14 protein-coding genes, 2 tRNA genes and 1 pseudogene are annotated in these 23,547 nt (G+C 56.6%); 14 read left to right on the top strand and 3 right to left on the bottom strand.

Features of this window, described 5'->3' with window-relative positions; genetic code table 11:
* Positions 1-72: 72 nt before the first annotated feature.
* Both AC3WMT_RS00910 and AC3WMT_RS00905 read right to left on the bottom strand, forming a co-directional pair.
* The gene (locus AC3WMT_RS00910) at positions 73-663 is read right to left on the bottom strand and encodes a carbohydrate binding domain-containing protein (RefSeq protein WP_146041207.1); all 591 of its coding nucleotides are present in this window, start codon (positions 661-663) and stop codon (positions 73-75) included.
* A 108-nt stretch (positions 664-771) separates the two neighbouring features.
* Positions 772-1,926, bottom strand: coding sequence for a MalY/PatB family protein (locus tag AC3WMT_RS00905; protein WP_103302065.1), 1,155 nt, complete (start codon positions 1,924-1,926; stop codon positions 772-774).
* A 335-nt stretch (positions 1,927-2,261) separates the two neighbouring features.
* Between AC3WMT_RS00905 and fdnG the strand changes: the two genes are divergently transcribed.
* The 11 genes and pseudogenes from fdnG to AC3WMT_RS00850 all read left to right on the top strand — a co-directional run bounded on the left by fdnG (position 2,262) and on the right by AC3WMT_RS00850 (position 17,181).
* Positions 2,262-5,327 (top strand): formate dehydrogenase-N subunit alpha, encoded by a 3,066-nt coding sequence (fdnG, locus tag AC3WMT_RS00900; protein WP_146041206.1) that lies wholly within the window; start codon positions 2,262-2,264, stop codon positions 5,325-5,327.
* On the top strand, positions 5,328-6,263 hold the full coding sequence (gene fdxH / locus AC3WMT_RS00895) for a formate dehydrogenase subunit beta (RefSeq protein WP_103302062.1): 936 nt from the start codon (positions 5,328-5,330) through the stop codon (positions 6,261-6,263). It begins immediately after the preceding gene.
* On the top strand, positions 6,260-6,925 hold the full coding sequence (locus AC3WMT_RS00890; protein WP_103302061.1) for a formate dehydrogenase subunit gamma: 666 nt from the start codon (positions 6,260-6,262) through the stop codon (positions 6,923-6,925). The genes fdxH and AC3WMT_RS00890 overlap by 4 nt, the downstream gene beginning before the upstream one ends.
* Positions 6,926-6,928: 3 nt before the next feature.
* Positions 6,929-7,855, top strand: a complete 927-nt coding sequence (gene fdhE, locus AC3WMT_RS00885) for a formate dehydrogenase accessory protein FdhE (RefSeq protein ID WP_103302060.1) — start codon at positions 6,929-6,931, stop codon at positions 7,853-7,855.
* A gap of 80 nt (positions 7,856-7,935) precedes the next feature.
* Positions 7,936-9,348, top strand: a complete 1,413-nt coding sequence (gene selA, locus AC3WMT_RS00880; protein ID WP_103302059.1) for an L-seryl-tRNA(Sec) selenium transferase — start codon at positions 7,936-7,938, stop codon at positions 9,346-9,348.
* Entirely contained in the window at positions 9,345-11,261 is a 1,917-nt protein-coding gene (selB, locus tag AC3WMT_RS00875) for a selenocysteine-specific translation elongation factor (protein WP_103302058.1), read from the top strand. Before selA ends, selB begins: the two co-directional genes overlap by 4 nt.
* A 6-nt stretch (positions 11,262-11,267) precedes the next feature.
* Positions 11,268-11,363: transfer RNA gene (locus tag AC3WMT_RS00870), tRNA-Sec, on the top strand.
* A gap of 128 nt (positions 11,364-11,491) precedes the next feature.
* The gene (locus AC3WMT_RS00865; protein ID WP_103302057.1) at positions 11,492-15,103 is read left to right on the top strand and encodes a DEAD/DEAH box helicase; all 3,612 of its coding nucleotides are present in this window, start codon (positions 11,492-11,494) and stop codon (positions 15,101-15,103) included.
* Complete coding sequence (locus AC3WMT_RS00860) at positions 15,100-16,851, top strand: phospholipase D-like domain-containing protein (protein WP_103302056.1); 1,752 nt, start codon at positions 15,100-15,102, stop codon at positions 16,849-16,851. Before AC3WMT_RS00865 ends, AC3WMT_RS00860 begins: the two co-directional genes overlap by 4 nt.
* Before the next feature lie 99 nt (positions 16,852-16,950).
* Positions 16,951-17,079, top strand: a pseudogene (locus AC3WMT_RS00855) (SelB domain-containing protein); the annotation flags it as partial.
* Between the two features lie 6 nt (positions 17,080-17,085).
* Positions 17,086-17,181 (top strand) — tRNA-Sec (locus tag AC3WMT_RS00850).
* Between the two features lie 39 nt (positions 17,182-17,220).
* Here AC3WMT_RS00850 and AC3WMT_RS00845 read toward each other — a convergent pair.
* Positions 17,221-17,445, bottom strand: a complete 225-nt coding sequence (locus AC3WMT_RS00845; protein ID WP_103302452.1) for a YgdI/YgdR family lipoprotein — start codon at positions 17,443-17,445, stop codon at positions 17,221-17,223.
* A 194-nt stretch (positions 17,446-17,639) separates the two neighbouring features.
* On the opposite strand from AC3WMT_RS00845, the gene AC3WMT_RS00840 reads away from it, so the two are divergent.
* From AC3WMT_RS00840 to AC3WMT_RS00830, 3 genes are read left to right on the top strand one after another with little or no spacing between them, the layout of a single operon-like run.
* Positions 17,640-19,292 (top strand): VRR-NUC domain-containing protein, encoded by a 1,653-nt coding sequence (locus tag AC3WMT_RS00840; RefSeq protein WP_103302054.1) that lies wholly within the window; start codon positions 17,640-17,642, stop codon positions 19,290-19,292.
* Positions 19,289-21,604, top strand: coding sequence for an ATP-dependent DNA helicase (locus AC3WMT_RS00835; RefSeq protein ID WP_103302053.1), 2,316 nt, complete (start codon positions 19,289-19,291; stop codon positions 21,602-21,604). Before AC3WMT_RS00840 ends, AC3WMT_RS00835 begins: the two co-directional genes overlap by 4 nt.
* Positions 21,605-21,609: 5 nt before the next feature.
* Positions 21,610-23,529 carry a hybrid sensor histidine kinase/response regulator gene (locus AC3WMT_RS00830; RefSeq protein WP_103302052.1) on the top strand — a complete coding sequence of 640 codons (1,920 nt, stop codon included), beginning with the start codon at positions 21,610-21,612 and terminating at the stop codon, positions 23,527-23,529.
* The last annotated feature ends 18 nt before the right edge of the window (positions 23,530-23,547 follow it).

The following is a 23,547-nucleotide window of genomic DNA, read 5'->3' as shown; positions in this document are numbered from 1 at the left end:
GGGCGCCATCATAGCCCGTAACACCTGTCCTAGCGACTCGGATCATCACAACGCATGGCACCCGTGGAGAACTTACGCCGCCATCAAAAACTGCACATTATCAATGAAGTAAGGGCCTTTGTTGCCGAATGGATCATTGGGAATACCGAAGTGAACATCCACCTGAGCAAAACCCGGCGGGATAACGCCTTCAAGATTGATCCGCTGTTTTTTCGGATCGACGTAGGCCTGTTCGAACCAGACCTCAGCGGTGCCGTCATTGCCGTGAGTGGCCCAAACCGTAAAAGTCAGGAATGCATTAAGCAGGGGGTTATCGACTTTTTCGCGGCCCTCGATGTGGAACCGGCGATGCGCGCTGTTCTCCAGCGGGACGGCGTCTGGAGCCTGCACATCGAAACTGAAGATGAATCGCCCGGGCGAGACCGTAAATGTTTCGCTCGCCAGATTCTGCCCCGCGCTTCTGCCTCCGACCATCCGCGCGGCATGACTGGATTGCCATAGCTCTACCGACATACGCGTGTCGTAGGCTTTGGCTATCCAGTGTGTGAAGTCTCCGCTACTGAAATCGCCATTGCGAATGTGATTGTGCATTGCCATGTTGAAACCTCGATGCCATGGGATGGAAGCTGTTCGTCGCGCGGACGGCGCGACGTACAAGCCCATGGTTCGACAAATCCGCGTGGGTGCCAACTGTCATAAATGACAGTTTTTAATCACCATTGGCGATAGCAGTAGCGCGGACCCAAGCATTCGCGCATATAGCAACGGCCTTCAACCGATGCGGCTGGCCAACGCACGTTCCATCCGCGCAATGCCTTCCTCCAGCAGTGAACGCGGGCAACCGAAATTCAGGCGCACGAACTGCTGACTCTGATCGCCGAAATCGCTACCGGCGCTCAATCCGACTTTGGCCTGTTCAAGGAAAAACTGCTGCGGATTACCCAGGTCCAGCGCTGAACAATCGAGCCAGGCCAGGTAAGTCCCCTGTGGCACCTGGATGCTCACGCCGGGCAAGCGACTGCGCACCGCTTCAACCAGATAGTCGCGGTTGGCTTGTAGATAGGTTTTCAGTTCGGCCAGCCACGGTCCGGCTTCGCTGTAAGCCACGCGGGTGGCTTCCATGCCCAGCGGGTTGACGCTGTCGACCATGCCGCAACGAGCATGATTGACGCGCTCGCGCAGGGCGGCGTCCTGGATGATCATGAACGAAGTCTTGAGGCCCGCGATGTTGTACGCCTTGCTCGCCGACATCAGGGTGATGGTGCGCCGGGCGATTTCCGGGCTCAGGGACGCGGTCGGAATATGCACACGACCGTCGAAGCACAGCTCGGCATGGATTTCGTCGGAGATGATCCACGCGTCTTGCGCCACGCAGATATCGGCCACGGCTTTCAACTCTTCACGGCCGAACACTTTGCCGATCGGGTTGTGCGGGGTGCTCAGCAGCAGCGCGCCACCGCCGTTCAGCGAGTCGCGCAACACGTCCAGCGGCGTGGCGTAGATGCCGTCAGCCTGCGCGACGAATTCCAGTTCGACTTTGTTCAAGCCCCAGTGGCCCGGCGCGTGACGCAGCGGCGGATAGTTCGGCACCTGCACCACAACATTCTGCTGTGGCTGCACCAAGGCTTTGAGCGCCATGTTGAAGCCCGACTCGACACCCGGCAGGAAGATCAGCTCCTGCGGTTTGACCTTCCAGGCGAACTTGTTCCAGAGGTCGGCGACGATGGCCTCACGCAGATTTTCCTGAGGCACGCTGTAACCCACCAGCGGATGCAGCAGGCGCTGTTGCAAAGCCTCGATCACCACCGGTGGCGCAGCGAAATCCATATCAGCGACCCACATCGGCAACACATCGGCCGGGTAACGGCTCCACTTGGTGCTGCCGGTGTTGTGGCGGTCGAATACCTGATCAAAATCGAAAGTCATGCGCGGTCTCGTGAAGGCGGGATTGGTCCTGCCGGGCATTCTAAGCCCATGCCCGTGTGGGAGCACACAAAACCTGCGGGAGCTGGCTTGCCAGCGAAAGCTTCGGCACATCCAACAATGAAGGTGACTGGCCCACCGCTATCGCTGGCAAGCCAGCTCCCACAGGAGGGGCGCGCTTGTCAGTGAGAGTGCCGACAAACGGCCGACGGTCGGTTTTCACACGGATTGTGGGGTCTTTGTCTACAGTGAAAAAGTCGGCACTCGTCTGCCGCAACCGTGATTGTCCAGAAAAAGCCCGGCCCCAGTACCGGGTTCCACCTGATCAGGAGTGCACGATGGATCTCAGCCGTCGTCAGTTCTTCAAGGTCGCCGGTATCGGCCTTGCAGGCTCTAGCCTGGGCGCGTTGGGCATGGCCCCGACGCTGGCCTTCGCCGAGCAGGTGCGCCACTTCAAGCTTGCCCACACCCATGAAACCCGCAACACCTGCCCGTATTGCTCGGTCGGGTGCGGCTTGATCATGTACAGCCAGGGCGATACCGCGAAGAACGTAGCGCAAAGCATCATTCACATCGAGGGCGACGCCGACCACCCGGTCAACCGCGGCACCCTCTGCCCGAAAGGCGCAGGTCTGCTCGACTTCATTCACAGCCCGGGCCGCTTGCTCTACCCGCAAACGCGCAAGCCCGGCAGCAGCGAATGGACGCGGATCAGTTGGGACGAAGCGCTCGACCGCATCGTCGATCTGGTGAAAACCGACCGCGACGCCAACTTCATCGAGAAAAATGCCAACGGGCAAACGGTGAATCGCTGGGTTTCCAGTGGATTCCTCGCGGCGTCGGCAGCGTCCAACGAAGCCGGATACATCACCCAGAAGGTGATTCGCAGTCTCGGCATGCTGGGGTTCGATAACCAAGCGCGTGTCTGACACGGCCCGACGGTGGCAAGTCTTGCCCCGACGTACGGCCGTGGTGCCATGACCAATACCTGGACCGATATCGCCAACGCGAATCTGATCCTGGTGATGGGTGGCAACGCAGCAGAAGCGCATCCGTGCGGCTTCAAATGGGTGACCGAGGCCAAGGCGCACAACGCCGCGCGGCTGATCGTGGTCGACCCGCGTTTTACCCGGACCGCGTCCGTGGCCGACTATTACGCGCCGATCCGCACCGGTACCGACATCGCCTTCATGGGCGGCCTGATCAATTACCTGCTGACCGAGGACAAGATCCAGCACGAGTACGTGCGCAACTACACCGACGTGTCGTTCATCGTCAAAGAAGGCTATGGCTTCGAAGACGGCATCTTCAGCGGCTACGACGCGGCCAAGCGCAGCTACACCGACAAATCCGGCTGGGGTTACGAGTTGGGCGAGGACGGCTTCGCCACTGTCGACCCGACGCTGCAACACCCGCGCTGTGTCTATCAATTGATGAAGCAGCATTACAGCCGCTACAACATCGAACTGGCGAGCCAGATCTGCGGCATGCCGGTCGATGCCATGCAGAAAATCTGGGAAGAGATTGCCACTTGCTCGACACCGGGCAAGACCATGACGATTCTCTACGCGCTGGGCTGGACGCAGCATTCGATCGGCGCGCAGATCATCCGCAGTGCGGCGATGGTGCAACTGTTGCTGGGCAACGTCGGCATGCCGGGCGGGGGCGTGAATGCCTTGCGCGGGCACTCGAACATTCAGGGCCTGACCGACCTTGGCCTGCTGTCCAACGCACTGCCGGGCTACCTGACACTGGCCAGCGACAATGAGCAGGATTACCACGCCTTTATTACCAAACGCACGCAAGTGCCGCTGCGTCCGGGACAACTCTCTTACTGGCAGAACTACAGCAAATTCCACGTCAGCCTGATGAAGTCGTGGTACGGCGCCAACGCCACCGTCGAGAACAATTGGTGCTACGACCATTTGCCGAAACTCGACATCCCCAACTATGACGTCCTGAAGATGTTCGACCTGATGAGCCAGGGCAAGGTCAACGGCTACCTCTGCCAAGGCTTCAACCCGATTGCTGCGTTACCGGACAAGAACCGCGTGATGGGCGCTCTGTCCAAACTCAAATGGCTGGTGGTGATGGATCCGCTGGCCACCGAAACCTCGGAGTTCTGGCACAACGTCGGGCCTTACAACGACGTGAAAAGCGAGGAGATCCAGACCGAAGTCATTCGCCTGCCGACCACTTGCTTTGCCGAAGAAGACGGTTCGCTGGTCAACAGCAGCCGCTGGTTGCAATGGCACTGGAAAGGCGCCGATGGCCCGGGCGAAGCACAAACCGACATCCGCATCATGGCCGAACTGTTCCTGCGCCTGCGCAAGCGTTATCAGGCCGAGGGCGGCAAGTTCCCCGATCCGCTGTTGAAACTGTCATGGCCGTACAAAGTCCCGGACGAGCCTTCGCCCGAGGAGCTGGCCAAGGAACTCAATGGCAACGCCACCAGCGATTTCACCGACGCCAGCGGCGCGGTGATCAAGGGCGGTTCACAACTGGCCGGGTTCGCCCAGCTCAAGGACGACGGCAGTACCGCGTCCGGATGCTGGATATTTGCCGGCAGTTGGACCGAGGCCGGCAATCAGATGGCCCGACGCGATAATTCCGATCCGTACAACATGCACCAGCATCAAGGCTGGGCGTGGGCCTGGCCGGCCAACCGACGGATTCTCTACAACCGCGCTTCGGCGGACGTCGCGGGTAAACCATGGGATCCGAAAAAGCGCCTCGTATGGTGGAACGGCAAGGCCTGGGGCGGCACCGACGTGCCGGATTACAAGGCCGACGTGCCGCCGGAAGCCGGGATGAATCCGTTCATCATGAACCCCGAAGGCGTGGCACGCTTCTTCGCCGTCGACAAGATGAACGAGGGGCCATTCCCCGAGCACTACGAGCCGTTCGAAACGCCGATCGGCATCAACCCGCTGCACCCGCAAAACAAGAAAGCCACCAGCAACCCGGCGGCGCGGATTTTCGATTCGGTCTGGGAAACCCTCGGCGAGGCCAAGGACTTCCCGTATGCGGGCACCAGTTACCGGCTGACCGAGCATTTCCACTTCTGGAGCAAGCACTGCAAATTGAACGCGATTGCTCAGCCCGAGCAGTTTGTCGAGATCGGCGAAGTGCTGGCGAAAGAGAAGGGCATCGCGGCCGGTGATCGTGTGCGCGTCACTTGCAAACGCGGCTTTATCGAAGCGGTGGCGGTGGTGACCAAACGGATTCGGCCACTGCAGGTCAACGGCCAGGTCGTGCATCAGATCGGCATCCCGCTGCACTGGGGATTCACCGGCCTGACGCGTCACGGCTATCTGACCAACACCCTGGTGCCGTTCCTCGGCGATGGCAATACACAGACCCCGGAATCCAAGTCATTCCTGGTCAACGTGGAGAAACTATAAATGGCCAGCCAAGACATCATTGCCCGCTCGGCCACCACCACGGTGCCGCCATCGGTGAGGAATCAGGAGGCGGTGGCCAAGCTGATCGACACCACCAAATGCATTGGCTGCAAGGCCTGCCAGGTCGCCTGTTCGGAATGGAACGAGTTGCGCGACGAGGTCGGCCACAACCACGGCACCTACGACAATCCGCAGGATTTGAGCGCAGAAACCTGGACGCTGATGCGCTTTACCGAGCACGAAACCGACGCCGGCAACCTGGAATGGCTGATCCGCAAGGACGGCTGCATGCACTGCGCCGAGCCCGGCTGCCTGGCGGCGTGCCCGAGCCCCGGCGCGATCATCAAGCACGCAAACGGCATCGTCGATTTCGATCAGGATCACTGCATCGGCTGCGGCTATTGCATCACCGGGTGCCCGTTCAACATTCCGCGCATTTCGCAGAAGGATCACAAGGCCTACAAATGCACTTTGTGTTCCGATCGAGTGGCGGTGGGGCTGGAACCGGCCTGCGTGAAAACCTGCCCAACCGGCGCCATCGTCTTCGGCACCAAGGAAGACATGAAGGAACACGCCGCCGAACGCATCGTCGATCTGAAAAGCCGTGGTTTCGAAAACGCCGGTTTGTATGACCCGGCGGGTGTCGGCGGCACCCATGTTATGTACGTGCTGCACCACGCTGACACACCAAAAATCTACGCCAATCTGCCGCAGGACCCGGCCATCAGTCCGCTGGTGGGCCTGTGGAAAGGCATCAGCAAACCCTTGGGCCTGCTGGCAATGGGCGCGGCGGTGCTGGCCGGGTTCTTCCATTACGTGCGCATCGGGCCCAATCGCGTCGAGGAAGATAAGCACCCGACGCCGCCCGACACCTCGGTGCACGTCGTCGATCCGGCGGTGCACACCTTCGATCCACGCGGGGAGGACCGGCCATGAGCAACAAGACAATCCTGCGTTACACCGCCAACCAGCGCACCAATCACTGGCTGGTGGCGATCCTGTTTTTCATGGCCGGGCTGTCGGGGCTGGCGTTGTTTCACCCGTCGATGTTCTGGCTGATCCACCTGTTCGGTGGCGGGCCGTGGACGCGGATTCTGCATCCGTTCATGGGCGTGGTGATGTTTGTGTTGTTCCTCGGCCTGGTGTTCAGGTTCTGGCGCGCGAACTTCTTTATCGGTAATGACTGGAAGTGGCTGCGGCGCATCGACCGGGTGCTGGTCAACGACGAGGAAACCGTGCCGCCGGTAGGCAAATACAACGCCGGGCAAAAGCTGCTGTTCTGGACTTTACTGCTGTGCATGCTCGGTTTGCTGTTCACCGGGCTGGTCATCTGGCGGGCGTATTTCAGTACGTACTTCGGTATCACCGTGATCCGCTGGGCGATGCTGCTGCATGCACTGGCCGGGTTTGTGCTGATCCTCAGCATCATCATCCATATCTACGCCGGGCTGTGGATCAAGGGTTCGGTGGACGCGATGTTGCATGGCTGGGTCAGCCGCGACTGGGCGAAAAAACACCACGAACTCTGGTACCGCGACATCACCCGCGACGAACGCAATCCGGACGTGCCGGAGCGACCGATCACCAAAAAGGGCTGACCTTTGGCGACTATTCTTGAACCCGGGGAAATCGAGGCGGCTGCCAGTTCGCCGCCGTTTCTGCATCTGCCACCGCATAATTTGTTCACCTTGCGCGCGCAACGCCTGGAGCAGCTGGCCGACGGGCATCCGCTGGCCGAGTATCTGCGCTTGATTGCCGGGTTGTGTCGGGTTCAGCAGCAAGTGCTGGACGATCCGCCGTCAACAGAAGCTGTCGATCAACAACGGCTTGAGTTGTGCCAGCAACACGGTTTGCCGCCGTTCGCTGCCGATACTCTGATCCGCGAAGATGACTGGCAAGCCTGGCTGGAGGCTTTGCTGCAACGCTACTCTCCGCCCGAGCAACCCGCCGTGGTGGATGCGATTACCACTTTGCGCACCGCCAGTGCCGGACAATTGCGCGCCTGGGCCGTGGCGCTGGTCAGTGGCCAATACTCGCTGGTGCCGGCGGCGCTGGTGCCGTTTCTTGGCGCGGCGCTGCAAACAGCCTGGAGTCATTGGTTGCTGAGTACGCCGAACCTGCAACTGACGCCCGGCAACAGCCTCAGCCAATGCCCGGCCTGCGGTTCGCCGGCCATGGCCGGGGTCATTCGCCATCGCGGCAAACACAACGGCTTGCGTTATCTGGTGTGTTCGCTGTGCGCCTGCGAATGGCATGTAGTGCGGGTCAAATGCGTGTATTGCGAATCGAGCAAAGGCCTTGATTACCTGAGCCTTGAGGACGATCGCTACGCGGCCAATCAGGCGCCGTTGCGCGCCGAGGTCTGTCCGGGCTGTAACAGCTACCTGAAATTGGTCTATCTGGAAAACGATGCCGACGCCGAGGCATTGTCGGCGGATCTCGGTAGTTTGCTGCTCGACATGCGCCTTGCTCAGGACGGTTATCAGCGCCTGGCGCCGAACTTGTTGCTGGCGCCGGGAGACGAATGACCAGAGCGTCTACACTCCCACAGGTTTGACGGTGTGCTGGGTCTGGACACCGGACAGTCTTTTGATTTCGGGAGTGGCTGATGTCTGCGAGCGGTGCCCTGCGGTTACCTTCCATTGATGGTTTGTTGCGTCATCCGGCCTGTCTGCCCTTACTCGAACGCCACGGGCGAGAATCGCTGCTGGCCGGTTTGCGCCAGTTGCTTGATGAACTGCGTTCCAGCGTATTGAGCGGGCAATTATCCGCCGTCGAAATCAGCCCCGAAGTGCTCGCTGGTCGCGTCGGTGAACGTCTGGCGCAGCAGCAACGCAGCCAGGTGCGGCGGGTGTTCAACCTGACCGGCACGGTGCTGCACACCAATCTGGGCCGTGCCTTGCTGCCGGACGAAGCCATTGAAGCGGTACACATGGCCGCCCGTTACCCGCTCAATCTGGAATTCGATCTGGCCAGCGGCAAACGCGGTGATCGCGATGATTTGATCGAAGGCCTGATCCGCGAACTGACCGGCGCCGAAGCGGTCACCGTGGTCAACAACAATGCCGCCGCCGTGCTGCTGACGCTCAACAGCCTCGGCGCCCGCAAGGAAGGCATCATTTCTCGCGGCGAACTGATCGAGATCGGCGGCGCCTTTCGCATCCCCGACATCATGGCCCGCGCCGGTGTACGTCTGCATGAGGTCGGCACCACCAACCGCACCCACGCCCGAGATTACGAAGCGGCGATCAGCCCGCGCAGCGGTTTGATCATGCGCGTGCATGCGAGCAATTACAGCATCGAAGGGTTTACCGCGCGCGTGCCGACGGCGGAACTGGCGGCGCTGGCCCACCGTCATGGCTTGCCGCTGTTGGAGGATCTGGGCAGTGGCAGTTTGCTGGACTTGACCCGTTGGGGTTTGCCGGCGGAGCCGACGGTGCGGCAGGCGCTGCTCGATGGCGCGGACATCGTCACCTTCAGCGGCGACAAACTGCTCGGCGGGCCGCAAGCCGGGTTGATCGTTGGGCGCAAAGAGCTGATCGCGAAGATCAAGAAGAATCCGCTGAAACGGGCGTTGCGGGTGGACAAGCTGACCTTGGCAGCGTTGGAAGCGGTGCTCGGTCTGTACCGCGATCCGGATCGACTGGCCGAGCGTTTGCCGAGCTTGCGCCTGCTGACCCGACCGCAAGCCGACATCTTCGCCCAGGCTTCGCGGTTGCAACCGGCGCTGGCCGAAGTCTTGGGCTCGGTTTGGCAGGTCAGCGCAGTCGAGGCCTTGGGCATGATCGGCAGCGGCAGCCAACCCGTGGCGCGCTTGCCGAGCGCAGCACTGTGTTGTCGCCCGCAAGTCTCGAAACGCTTGCGCGGGCGTTATTTGCTGAGTCTGGAAGCAGCGCTGCGTGCCTTGCCGATCCCGGTACTCGGACGCATTGATGACGATGCGCTGTGGCTGGATCTGCGCCAACTCGACGATGAACCGGCGTGGCTCGGGCAATTGCCCCACTTGCAGGTCAATCCGTGATTGTCGGTACCGCCGGGCACATCGACCACGGCAAGACCTCGCTGCTGCAAGCCCTGACCGGGCAAACCGGCGACCGCCGCCCACAGGAACGTGAGCGCGGGATGACCATCGATCTCGGTTATCTCTACGCCGAACTTGAACCGGGCGTGGGCCTCACCGGGTTTATCGACGTCCCCGGCCACGAGAAATTCACCCACAACATGCTCGCCGGTGCGCAAGGCATCGATCTGGTGTTGCTGGTGGTCGCGGCGGATGACGGCGTGATGCCGCAAACCCGTGAGCATCTGGCGATTGTCGAACTGCTGGGCATTCCTCGCGCATTGGTCGCGATCACCAAGTGTGATCGGGTCGAGGCGGGCAGGGTGATGGCGGTGCGCGAGCAGATCACCGATTTACTGGCGCCGGGGCCATTCGCCAAAGCACCGATAGTGGCGGTGTCGAGTGTCAGCGGGCAGGGTATCGATGAGCTGCGTGCGGCGTTGTTGCACACGCAAAACCAAGTGCATGAGCGCAGTCGCGCAGGGGGCTTTCGTCTGGCCATCGACCGCGCCTTCAGCGTGGCCGGTGCGGGGATTGTGGTCACCGGCACGGCACTGTCCGGCGTGGTCACGGTGGGCGACAAACTGGCACTCGGGCCGTCGGGGAAAACGGTGCGGGTGCGCGGCCTGCATGCGCAGAATCAAACTGCTGAACAAGCCTGCGCCGGGCAACGCGTGGCCCTCAATCTCAGTGGTGAACGTCTTGAGTTGGCACAGATCCATCGCGGCCAATGGCTGTTGTCGGAATGGCTGCATGCGCCGACGCAACGAATCGACATCGACTTTCAATTGTTGCCCGGCGAACGCACCTTCGAACACTTTCACCCGGTGCACCTGCATCTCGGCACGCAGGACGTGATCGCCCGCGTCGCGTTGCTCGAAGGTTCACGCCTGCACCCTGGCGAGCGCATGTTCGCGCAACTGCTGATCAACGCCCCGGTGCACGCGGTGAAGGGGGATCGGCTGATCCTGCGCGACCAGAGCGCGCAACGCACCCTCGGCGGCGGGCAGGTGCTCGACCCGTTCGCTCCGGCCAGGCATCGGCGCAGCCCTGAACGTCTGGCGCAGCTGCAAGCGCTGGCCCTTCATCAGACCTTCGAATACGCCTTGCCGCTGCTGCTCAACCACAGCGCGGCGGGGCTCGATCCGTTGCGCCTGGAACGCCAGTTCAATCACCCGCGCGTCGATTGGTCATTGCCGCAAAACGTGCGCCTGATCGACACCCGCCAAGGCCCGCTGCTGTTCAACGTGCAACGTTGGGGCATGCTCAAATTCACTTTGCTGGAGCAACTGGCGCGCTTGCATGAACTGGAGCCCGACCAGATGGGGCCGGACCGCGACCGCCTGCGGCGTTTCAGTGCGCTGCCGCTGGAGCGCTCGACGTTTATCAGCCTGCTCGATGAGTTGCTCGCCGCCGGCTCGATCAACGCCAGTGGGCCGTGGCTGCACCTGCCGGATCACCAGGTACGCCTGAGCGCCGCTGACGAAATCCTCTGGCAACAACTGCAACCGCTGTTCGAACAGGCCGGCTTCGACCCACCGTGGGTTCGCGATCTGGCTAAAGCTGTCGGGGAAGAAGACGCCAATGTGCGTCTGCTGCTGCGTAAACTGGCGCGCCTGGGCCTGACTCACCAAGTGGTGCGCGATCTGTTTGTCACCGACATCGTCCTGCGGCAAATGGCGGCGATGCTCCTGCAACTGGCGCAGGAAAATCCGCAGATCCAGGTGACATGCGTGCGTGATGCGCTAGGCTTGGGACGCAAACGCTGTATTCAGTTCCTCGAATACTTCGACCGCCTCGGCCTGACCCGACGCCTCGGCGAACACCGACTGATCCGCCCCGACAGCGCGCTGGCCAACCCCGGCGCTACTTGAGTTAAAGGAAGGCAATCGCGCCCGGTGGCGCGGCCGGGCTTCAAACCCGGTTGGGGACGGCATCCGTTCCCGGGCAGGTTCGACTCCGGCTGCCTTCCGCCATTCTTTTGAATACGTATCTACAATGGTAGTGGCGTTGTGCTAGCTTTGAGCACTGTAGATAGTAGGTTTAAAAAGTTCACGACTCTGATAGATCAAAAATAAAACATAACGCTAAAAAGGAAAGCCTAATGCAAGGAAAAATCTCCTTAAGAAAAAAAGAGAGTAGCAAATGCCTTGAGGGGTTAACTTTTGAAAAGAGGGCATTAAAAGCATTTGATAAAAAAACAGGTTCATCATCCTTAAGAATTGCAGTCGATGACAACGGTCATAATGTTCTGGTCAAAATGTGGCCGAGAGACTCGCGCGTTAATGATTATGACCTGCATGAGGTGTGGAGAAACGAAACTAGGCAACTTTACAGATTGGCTGGCTACCCGGGTGTGGCAGACTATATTGCTGAACTAAGAACTGCTGCATTAGATGATAATGGATACTATCTTCTGCTGAATGCTGGCCAGCGCAGACCACTTGAAAGCCTTATAAAAGAACAAAATTATAGAGCGGGGAAAAATCAAAAAAGCGTTCAGGCCAGACGTCTGTCATGGGCAAATATGTTGCGAATCGCTAAGGGATTAGAGATTTTGCACCTCCAAGGCCTTTTACATAGAAATCTAAATTCTTGGTCTGTATTAACGTCTGGCGGAGAAGAAGCGGATTTTCAACTTACTGGCTTCGAATGGTCTATGAGAATTATAAACCAAGCGCCGGTAAGTAAAAATAAACTAACTAACAAGGCTTTGGTTGTCGATGGAACACATTCCTTTATAAGGGATTGGCAACAGTTTGGAGAACTGGCGGCATATTTGCTGGGAGTTCCTTACGTAAAATTGATGAATCGTGACATACCAAATAACGAAGTTTTGGATGGCGTCAGCGCAGATGAAATTCGATTATTAAGAGAACTCTCTAGAGTTGTGATTGTTGACCGTATTGATGGAACATCAGTTATCTCAAAAATTGAAAAAATATTGCTCGATCTAGAGTTGATGTCGCAAAGTCAAGATTATTTTTACAATATCGTATTTGCAGTAGGAAGAGGTGGCCGTCTAGCTGCAGCAATAAGGGATGCGTCTGGGCGGCAAATTGAAATTGATGATGAAGAGGAACAACTAAAATTCATAAAGCGAGACCTATCAATTCCGATTTTTCAAGCGTTGAAATTTGGTGGGTCTCTAGGAGGAACAAAGTTTTCTCTTCGGGGGGATAAGTTAACCTACACAATAGAGGCTTATAAAAGACAGGGTAATCCTCCGAGTTGGGATCATGCATATTGTTCATCTTGTGATTTTTCAGCAAAAGTTTCAGGAAATATAATTTACCAAATAACTCTATCTAATGCCTCGATAAATATAATAAGTCTTGCAGAAATGAGGCGGACAGGTAGATATCGTGGTCGAGTTACCCCTTGGACAAATCTCCTTGATAAAGCGAGTTCGCCGTATGGTGACTCAGACTCTAGTGTGCTTGTTCGTAAATCACTAGTTTTGACTCAGATGATAGACTATTTGTTCGCCGCGAGTGAGGTTTTTCCTATATATGCGTCGGAATACTTTGAAAAATTAGATGGTATTGGAAAGGATGGGATATTCCTGTTGGTAGTTAATTCTCGCCCTGATCCAGATCGTGATGCACTATGTAAGTCGTTGGGTTTGGTAGATCCGCTCGCCGTTCGGCTGGAGCAGATTCTACTCGGTGGGCAGAGTGAGGGTAAGTCTGTTAATTGGATACTTACAGAGTCCGCGTCTATTGGGGAGAAGGGAGATTCGTCAGAATGGCAGTTTCACTCCACAAAAAATAATGAAGACGGAAGTTTGGCATTTATATTCACAGGGGATGTTCCATTAGTAGGTGCAAAAGAGAAATTTTTAGTCTCTAGTGAGTCAAACGGAAGGGACTCGCAGCTTAAGAGGCGGCTTCGAAGTTTTGCTGCATTGGGGAATCATGAAGAGCTTTCAAAAATGCTTTATGATCCTAGAAGTCGAATAATGAGCAGTCATGAAACGGTCCAAGAGGATGATGGCTTTAGAAGTCTTGACGACTCCAAGCAAAAAGCGTTTGCTTCAATAGTTGCTACTCTTCCACTTTATCTGGTACAGGGGCCACCAGGTGTTGGTAAAACACGCTTAGTGAGAGAACTGGTAAGGCAAACCATCGAGAATGACAAATCATCTAGGCTTCTTCTATCTGCGCAAAGCAATTACGCTGTAGATCATCTAATGCACGAGATTGAGGAGATCATTCCAGAGGATGAAGAGAGTGACACCGTGATTGTTCGTTGTGTATCCAAAGAGCGTAGGGATTTCGAGACTCGTTTTGATGTTGGCTATCAAACCAAATCGGTGCTAGCGCGCTTGGCGCAAGGCGAATTAATCAATGAGGCATCCGTTGCAATTGCCTCGAAAGTACACTCTTTAATTGAAAGCTATTCTTCGAAAAGTTCTGCGGGTAGCATTTCTGCAAGTAGCGAGTCCGCAAGGCGTGCAGTAGAGAGTTTAGTGCTACGCTCAGCGAATTTAGTATTTGCTACCACCAACTCTGGAGATCTAGAGAATCTAATAAATGATAAAAGTCAGTTTGATTTGGTTGTTGTGGAAGAGGCAGGGAAGGCAACTGGTGGAGAACTAACGTCACCACTTCTTCTATCCCCAAAGCGTCTTATGATTGGAGACCACAAACAACTTCCGCCTTATGGTGCTGATAAAGTAATTAGGCTTCTTAAGGACCCTAACAAGACGAAGTGTGCACTAGAATTTGGGAATCCTTTGATAGGTAGATATTTTCGAGATTCAATGGTTGATGAAATTTTTGACGATGTTAAGTCTATCAAGCAAGACGACCCACAATCTGCAGTAAGTTTTTTTGAACTTTGTGAAGAGGCGCGCCGTAACTTCCTTTTATTCGAATCAATTATTGAGGCCGAATTTGAGCGGCAACGTTTAAGAAAAAAAGGCGTTCCGATTGCAAGCTCGTTACATCAGCAGCATAGAATGCATCCTGTTATTTCAGATATTGTGTCTCATGCTTTCTATAATGACGAACTATTAACGGATGAAAATGCTAGAAGTAGGTTCTTGAGTGGGATAGCAAATGTGTATTCAGCAAATCCCCAATGCCTGCCGGAAAGCCCTGTCGTTTGGATTGATATGCCTTGGATTTCAAACACAATTGGTATGAAAGCTTCCGAATCTCTTCCGCACTATACAAACGATGACGAAGTTGAAGTTGTTGTGCGCGCTTTAGGTTATTTGCGTGGTCGAAACCTTGGTGGCACGCACAAGAAGCCTTCTTTGGCTGTACTTTCACCATATGCAAGACAAGTTCGAAAAATACATGAGGCGATCTCTAGTCATAAGTCAGAAGCTCTAAACAATTTAAATGAGTTTTCTACTGTTGATGGCGGAGATAGTTTTTGCTATACAGTTGACTCTTTTCAAGGTAATGAAGCTGACTGCGTAGTTATATCTCTTGTCAGAAATAATGGTTACTCAACGATATACAATGCCTTGGGTTTTTTGTCCGATGCTCGCCGTATGAACGTTCTGATGAGCCGAGCTAGATGGAAGTTAATAATTGTTGGGAGTTTGGACTTCCTGCGTTCAATGGTTCACTGTCCAAAAAGCGAAGCCGACAGCTATCAAGTAAAATACTTGGAGCGATTGCTTTCCAGCTTTGAAGGCGATAAATGTGATGAAGCTGTTCAAGTGGTTTCTTCTGTATCTTTTTTGAAGGGTGACGCATGAGAACATTACAAATAGCCATACCTGTACTCAAGGGTAAAGCGAACTTTACAGTAGATAAAGGCAAGCCTTGGAGTATAATTGAGCATTTGTTGATGGAGGCTTTGCATAAAAGAGAATGGTCGGCAGTTTCTCTTGCAAAACATGCAAATATTTCACGACGTATTGTCGTGGAGTCTATTGTGCGCTTAATGCGGGCTGGATGGGTAGAATTAAAAGAGTCTGTTGATGAAGTTGTTTTCAAGGCAAGTGTGCTTGGAGAAATTGCGCTCACAAAAACAGAGCTCCCTAACGTGCTTGAGCGAAAGCGCCGTCCGACAAACTTTATTTATGACTTGTTTGATGGTAATGTTTTTAGGAATAAAGATTGGACCGTAGTAAGCGGCGATGTAATTAAGGAGAAGTCCAATGACGAATCTTTCATCTTGCTTAAGGCTACGGATACCCAAGCAGCCGTAGATGTTTCTGCAATGATGGATATATTGTTGGATTCGGACGAAACCTTTGTAAATGCTGAGCCATCAAACGTAACGCAGCGATACGTAGTGGTCTCTGTGCGAGATGGTATTGTTCACGGTCTCCCTGAAACAAGAGATCTTTCTAGTTTGCGGAAAAAACTATTGGATGTTGCACTCAATTACCCTGATCACAAAACAGGACTTATTGAGCACTCTATCTCTGGTTCGAGATTTGAACGAGTTGTTCACGAAGAAAAGGTACATTCTTTAAATTTCAATGTATCAGACCTTGTGATTGGCGGTGATGCCCATAGCGAAAAACTGCGTGATGCAATAATTAATGCTCGTAGTAAACTAATAGTTCACTCTACATTTATTTCAGAGCAGCACTTCCTTCGATTGCTTCCAGAGCTTACTGAAGCAGCTCAGAGAGGGGTTCAGATCCATGTTTTTTGGGGGCAGAACGAAAGCCAGGACGATCTTGTATCAACGCAAATTGCCATAAATTCATTAAGATCCAATATTGGTGTGATCTCTCTGGACTCTGCATTAGTGATACATCCGCACTCAACGGGGTCTCACGCGAAGTTTGTGATTTCTGACTCTGGGCAGAATGGTGATTTCATCGCAATCTTGGGGTCGTGCAATTGGTTTACCTCAGGTTTTACTAGTTACGAAGTCTCAGTGGTTCTACGGGACCCATCAATCGTAAAAGAAGTTTTGGGGTTTGCTTCGCGCCTTTGTTGCATTCATGACGGAATATGGACTCCGTTCGCCACTGAATTGGTGGAGATTTCTAGAAGAGTCGGCTCTAGAGTTCGAAGTAACACCTCTGCAAATGCACAGGCCAGTATTGTAATTGGGGGGAATCATAACAAATATATTTTAAAAGCAAGGGATGAGGCACAAGAACGATTGTTCATAATTAGCCATAGATTAGGTGGAACATTGTACTCATCAATACTGCCAGCCTTCAAAGAAGCCGTTAAGTCGAGAGGTGTGGGTGCGCATATTTATTATGGGCGAAATACTGCGCCGGTGACCAAGGTGGATGCAAAAGAATGTGCACTTGACGCAGTTTCGGAAGGGGTTTTTATCGAGCTAGTACATGAGCCGAGATTACACGCAAAGGTCTTGGGCTGGGACAATGATAGTGTTTTAATAAGTAGCCTCAATTGGTTGTCAGCCGACCCAACCGATCCTGATAGCTTGAAAGAAATCGGTGTTTTCATCCGAGCAGAAGGATCAGCATCCGCCGTTATCAACGGCTTGTTTTCTAACATTTCTAGTTAAAGTTTCTTTCCATCTAGGACAAAAGTGCGGGGCGGGCGGAGGAGTTTCCCTGCTGTAAATCCTGAAGTTAGCATAATTAAGCTGGATAATTATTTGACTATAGGCTTGGGACGTAAACGCTGTATTCAATTCCTCGAATACTTCGACCGCCTCGGCCTGATCCGACGCCTCGGCGAACACCGACTGATCCGCCCCGACAACGCGCTGGCCAACCCCGGCGCGACTTGAGTTAAAGGAAGGCAATCGCGCCCGGTGGCGCGGCCGGGCTTCAAACCCGGTTGGGGACGGCATCCGTTCCCGGGCAGGTTCGACTCCGGCTGCCTTCCGCCATATCCATACAAACCATGACAGCTTTCGGCTGATGAACCGTCAGTCTTCCTTGCGTACGGTGGCCACTTCGTCGGCGCGTACTTTTACCTTGGCGCCGGAAATGTCTTCGAACTCATAGAAGCCATCCTTGGTTTTGGTCTCTGGCATGTCCTTGGTCAGGTACTGGGTGCCGTTCTGCAAGGTCACCACGGTCTGGGTCGAGCAACCACCCAATGCCAGCAGCGCGGCGACGGCCAAAGGAATACCCAATGTCTTGATTTTCATACCCACCTCAAATTCCTCTTTCCATGTGATACCGAGCATTGTCGGTGTTCTAACGCGGTTGGTGCCATTGTGCCGGGAAAAGTTCGATGGCCCGGTGAAAAAATGCCATTGATCTTTTTCTGTTTGCGCCGGGTGGGGAAGAGCTGTTATCTGTACGCATAACCAGTACTCGCTCGCCATGGCCCTGAATTCCCGTGACTGCCAAACCCCTCGACGATCCTTTCTATTACCTTAACAACTTCCTGCAAGTCATTGATTGGCTTGAACTTCGTTATGCCGACGTGATGAGCGAAACGGAGCAGGCGTTTATTGGCGACTTCAAAGCATTGCCTAAACCCTCGCAAGGTTTGCTGGTGCGGATGGTGATGCGCAAGGGGCTGCATTTTCGTGCGGGCAAGCTCAGTTACCCGGAAATCGGCGAGATCCCCCAGGCGGCGCAGCCGTTGCTGGAACTCGGCTGGATCGACGAACACGCCCCCTTGGTGATCGCAGAGCTGTTCGACGTGTTGCTCAAGGCTGAGATCCTGCAAGCGTTCGGTGCCTTTATCGAGCAACCCAAGGGCCGCAAGGACGATTGGCTGCCAGTGCTGGCCGAAGCGTTTCCCCAGGCAAAAAGCCTGCGCGACTGGGCACCGCTGCTGCCCGATCGCCTGTTCAGCCTGACCATCATGGACCTGTGCGACCGTTTGCGTCTGATGTTCTTCGGTAATCTGTATCAGGACTGGTCGGAGTTCGTGCTCGCCGATCTCGGAATTTTCACCTACGAAAAAGTCGAGTTCTGTGCCGATTCCCGGGGCCTGCGCAGCCGTGAGGACGTCGACGCCTGCCTGTTCCTGCACCAATGCCAATTGCGCTTCGAGGCCGGCGAGCCGCTGGAAAGCATCGTTGAGCAAGTGAGCGCCTTGCATTTCGACAACCCGTGGCTGCAACGTCGACGCGGCAAGGTGTTGTTCCAGATCGGCCAATACTGCGAGCGCATCACCGAGTTTGCCCTGGCCCTGAGCATTTACCGGACCTGCGCCTATCCCGGCGCTCGATTGCGGATGATCCGCGTGCTGGAACGCTGCAGCGAATACAGCCTGGCACTGGAACTCGGCACGCTCGCCGAACAGTCCCCGGAAAGCGCCACCGAACAGCAAGGCCTGCAACGCATCGTGCCCCGGCTGCGGCGCAAGCTCGGTGGCCCGCCGCTCAAGCGCGCGGTGGCAAAACCGGTCGAGCGACTGGATCTGCACCTGCCGCGCACCGATCCGGCGCTGTCGGTGGAGTTTCATGTGCAGGCACATCTGCACGCCGATGATGGCCCGGTGCATTACGTCGAAAACAGCCTGATCAATTCGTTGTTCGGTCTGTTGTGCTGGCCGGCTATTTTCGCGCCGTTGCCGGGGGCGTTCTTTCACCCGTTCCAGCGCGGTCCGGTGGATCTGCTCAACGAAGATTTCCAGCAACGCCGCGCCGAACGGTTTCAGGCCTGTCTTGGCGAACTCGACGACGGCCGTTATGCCGACACCATCCGTGGCCGATTCGTCGAGAAATGGGGGGTGCAGTCGCCGTTCGTGTTCTGGGGCGCGTTGAATGAAGATTTGCTGGAGCAAGCGCTGGCGTGCCTGCCCGCCGCACACCTCAAGCATTGGTTCAACCGCCTGCTGCTCGACATCAAGGCCAACCGCGCCGGGATGCCCGACCTGATCCAGTTCTGGCCGCAGCACAAAACCTACCGGATGATCGAAGTCAAAGGCCCGGGCGACCGCTTGCAGGACAACCAACTGCGCTGGCTGGAGTTCTGCCATCAGCATCAGATGCCAGTAGCCGTGTGCTATGTGCAATGGGCGGAGCAGAGCGCTTGAGCTACAGCATTGCAGTGCGGGCGTTGTGTGAGTTCACCGCCAAGACCGGTGACCTCGACTTGCGCTTCACGCCGTCACCCACGGCAATGGAAGGCATTGCCGGCCATCGCACCGTGGCCTCGCGGCGCAATGACCAGTATCAGAGCGAAGTGGCGCTGGACGGCGAGTTCCGCCAATTGAAGGTCAAGGGCAGGGCGGATGGCTACGATCCGGCGCAGAACTGCCTTGAAGAAGTCAAAACCTACCGTGGCGATCTGAGCAAACAACCGGCCAATCACCGCCAGTTGCATTGGGCACAGGCGAAAGTCTACGGCTGGCTGATGTGCCGCAAACTCGATCTTCAGCAGATCAACGTGGCGCTGGTGTATTTCGATATCGTCAGCGAAAAGGAAACCTGTCTGGTCGAAGCGTTCAGCGTCGAGACCTTGCAGGTGTTTTTCGAGGCGCAATGCTCGTTGTTCCTGTATTGGGCCGAGCAGGAAATGGCCCATCGCGAGGCGCGCAATCGCGCCTCGCAGCAACTGACGTTCCCCCATGCAGACTTTCGTCCCGGCCAGCGCCATCTGGCCGAATCGGTGTTCAAGGCGGTGAGCACCGGGCGTTGCCTGATGGCGCAGGCGCCAACCGGCATCGGCAAGACCCTTGGCACGCTGTTCCCGATGCTCAAGGCCTTGGCGCCGCAGCAACTGGACAAGGTGTTCTTTCTCACCGCCAAGACCCCCGGACGCAAACTGGCGCTGGATGCCAGTCAGGTGTTGTTCGATCAAGCGACCACGCTGCCCTTGCGGGTACTGGAGATGGTCGCCCGGGACAAGGCCTGCGAACACCCGGACAAGGCGTGCCATGGCGAGTCCTGTCCGTTGGCCCAAGGCTTCTATGATCGCCTGCCCGCCGCCCGTGAAGCGGCCAGCCGCGTCAGCCTGCTTGATCAGGCGGCGATGCGCGACGTCGCCGCACAACACTCGGTGTGTCCGTATTACCTGAGTCAGGAAATGGCCCGCTGGGCGGACGTGGTGATCGCCGACTACAACTATTACTTCGATTTCAGCGCCTTGCTGTTCGGGCTCGCGCAGCTCAACCATTGGAAAGTCGCGGTGTTGGCGGATGAGGCGCATAACCTGGTCGAGCGCGGCCGGCAGATGTACAGCGCCAGCCTTGATCAGGCCACCCTCGGCGGCGTGCGCAAAACCGCGCCGCAAGCGCTGAAAAATTCCCTGCAACGGGTCAACCGGGAATGGAATGCACTGCATGCGCCGCAACTGGCGGCGTATCAGGCGTATGACAAAGCCCCGGAAAAACTGCTCCAGGCGATTTCCCTGTGTTGCGCCGCGATCGGCGATTACCTCAACGATCATCCGCAAGGCCTCGACAGTGGCCTGCAGAACTTCTATTTCGACCTGCTGCAATTCGGTCGGGTGGCGGAGCTGTACGACGAGCACTATCTGTTCGACATCAGCAAACGCGACCTCGACCGCAAACGTCCGCTGTCGCAACTTTGCCTGCGCAATGTGGTTCCGGCCGCGTTCATTGGCCCGCGTCTGAAAGCTGCGCGCAGCAGCGTGCTGTTTTCCGCGACACTCAGCCCGCGCCACTATTACGCTGACTTGCTGGGCACGCCGGCCGACATGGTGTGGATCGACGTTGAATCGCCGTTCAGTGCCGAGCAGTTACAAGTGCAGATCGTCAGCCGCATTTCGACGCGTTTCAACCATCGACAGGCGTCGCTCGAACCTATCGTCGAGTTGATCGCCCGTCAGTTCAGCGAACGGCCGGGCAACTATCTGGCGTTCTTCAGCAGTTTCGATTACTTGCAGCAAGTGGCGACTTTGCTGGCCGAGCGCCATCCGCACATCACCCTGTGGCAGCAATCACGGGGCATGCTCGAAGGGGCGCGGCAGGCGTTTCTCGATCAGTTCACCGCCGACAGCCAGGGCGTCGGCTTCGCCGTGTTGGGCGGAGCGTTCGGTGAAGGTATCGATTTGCCCGGCGCACGCTTGATCGGCGCCTTCATCGCCACGCTGGGGCTGGCGCAACTCAACCCGGTCAACGAACAGCTGAAGCGACGCATGGCGGCGATATTCGGCGCCGGTTACGACTACACCTATCTGTATCCCGGTGTGCAGAAAGTGGTGCAGGCCGCCGGGCGGGTGATCCGCACCCGCGAAGATCGCGGCGTGGTCATGCTGATCGATGACCGCTTTGCCGAGAGCCGGATAAAACAATTGCTGCCGCGCTGGTGGGCAATCAATAACGAAGCAGCTTCCCAATTGGCCGGATTGCCGCATACTTCTGCTCATGACAACGGCTGGTGAGAGTGATGAGCGAAAACAACAAGACCGCAGCGATCGAGAACATGCGTTTCAGGCTGTTGATCGATGCGGTTGTCGACTATGCGATCTACATGATCGACCCCGACGGCATCATCACCAGTTGGAACTCCGGCGCCAAGCGCTTCAAGGGGTATGAAGAGGCGGAAATTCTCGGCGAGCATTTTTCGCGCTTTTATACCGCTGACGATCGTGCGGCGGGGCTTCCGCAACGGGCGCTCGACACGGCGATCCGCGAGGGTCGATTCGAAGGCGAGGGCTGGCGGGTGCGCAAGGACGGCACCAATTTCTGGTCGCATGTGGTGATCGATCCGATCATCGACCCCGACGGCAAGTTGCTGGGTTTCGCCAAGATCACCCGCGACCTGACCGACCGCAAGATGGCCGAAGAAACCCTCAAGCAAAGCGAGCAGCAGTTCCGCCTGCTGGTGCAGGGCGTTACCGACTACGCAATCTACATGCTCAGCCCCGAAGGCCGCGTCAGTAACTGGAATCAGGGCGCGCAACGGATCAAGGGCTATCTGCCGGAAGAGATCATCGGCCAGCATTTTTCGGTGTTCTACACCCCCGAGGACCGTGAACTCGGCGAGCCGCAACGGGCCCTGGCGATCGCCACCAAAGAGGGCCGTTTCGAGAACAGGAGCTGGCGTGTACGCAAGGACGGCACACGGTTTCTCGCGCACGTGGTGGTTGATGCGATTCGCGGAGAGACCGGCACCTTGCTCGGTTTTGCCAAGATCACCCGCGACGTGACCGAAGCCCATCAAGCCCAACTGGCCCTGGAAAAGACCCGCGAGGCCTTGGCCCAGGCGCAGAAGATGCAGGCCATCGGTCAGCTCAGCGGCGGGATCGCCCATGACTTCAACAATCTACTGACGGTGATTCTCGGCAACTTGGAGATTGTGCAGAAGCGCGTTGGCGACGACCCGAAAATCACCCGTCTGCTGGAAAACGCCACCCAAGGCGCAATGCGCGGCGTTTCGCTGACCCAGCGTATGCTGGCGTTCGCCCGCCGCCAGGAGCTCAAGACCGAATCGGTCGATATCCCGCAACTGGTGCAAGGCATCACCGGGCTGTTGCGCAGTTCAATGGGTCCGGGGATTCGCATCGACACGCACTTTCCTGCCGACCTTGAGCCGGTACTGGCAGATACCAACCAACTGGAACTGGCCTTACTCAACCTCGCCACCAATGCCCGCGATGCGATGCCCGAGGGTGGCACGGTGACGATCACCGCTCAGGCGGAGGTCGTGCTTGAACTGGGTCATTCGGAACTGGCGGCGGGGCGTTACGTCTGCCTGAGCCTGACTGACAGCGGGGAGGGCATGGACGCGCAAACACTGGCCTCGGCCCGTGATCCGTTTTTTACCACCAAAGGTGTGGGCAAAGGCACCGGGCTAGGGTTGTCGATGGTCCATGGTTTCATTGAACAACTGGGTGGTCGCTTCATCCTCAAAAGCGAAAAAGGTCACGGCACCACGGCAGAACTGTGGATACCGGTGGCCGTCGAAGGCGCCGCCGTCAAACCTTTCTACCCACCTGCCGCACCGATTGCGGTGCCACGCCTCAGCGTGCTGGTGGTGGACGACGACTCGCTGGTGTTGACCAGCACCAGTCTGCTGCTCGAAGACCTCGGCCATCGTGTGGTCGGTGCGACGTCGGGCACCCAGGCGCTGGCATTGCTCGATCAGGGCGAGGTCATCGACCTGATGATTACCGACATGGCCATGCCGCACATGAGCGGCGCGCAACTGGCGCACGCGGTGCGGCTGCTTAAACCGGACCTGCCGATCATCCTCGCCACCGGTTACGCCGAACGTCTGGAAGGCTTTGGCGCGCAACTGCCGCGACTGCCCAAACCGTTCACGCAGTTGAACCTGGTGGAGATCATTGCCCACGCGATGAAATGACGGTGGGCACATCCGGCT

Source organism: Pseudomonas sp. FW305-7, from assembly GCF_058786735.1.
Note: the sequence above shows the minus strand (reverse complement) of the source record. Positions and strands in the feature narration are given on the sequence as shown.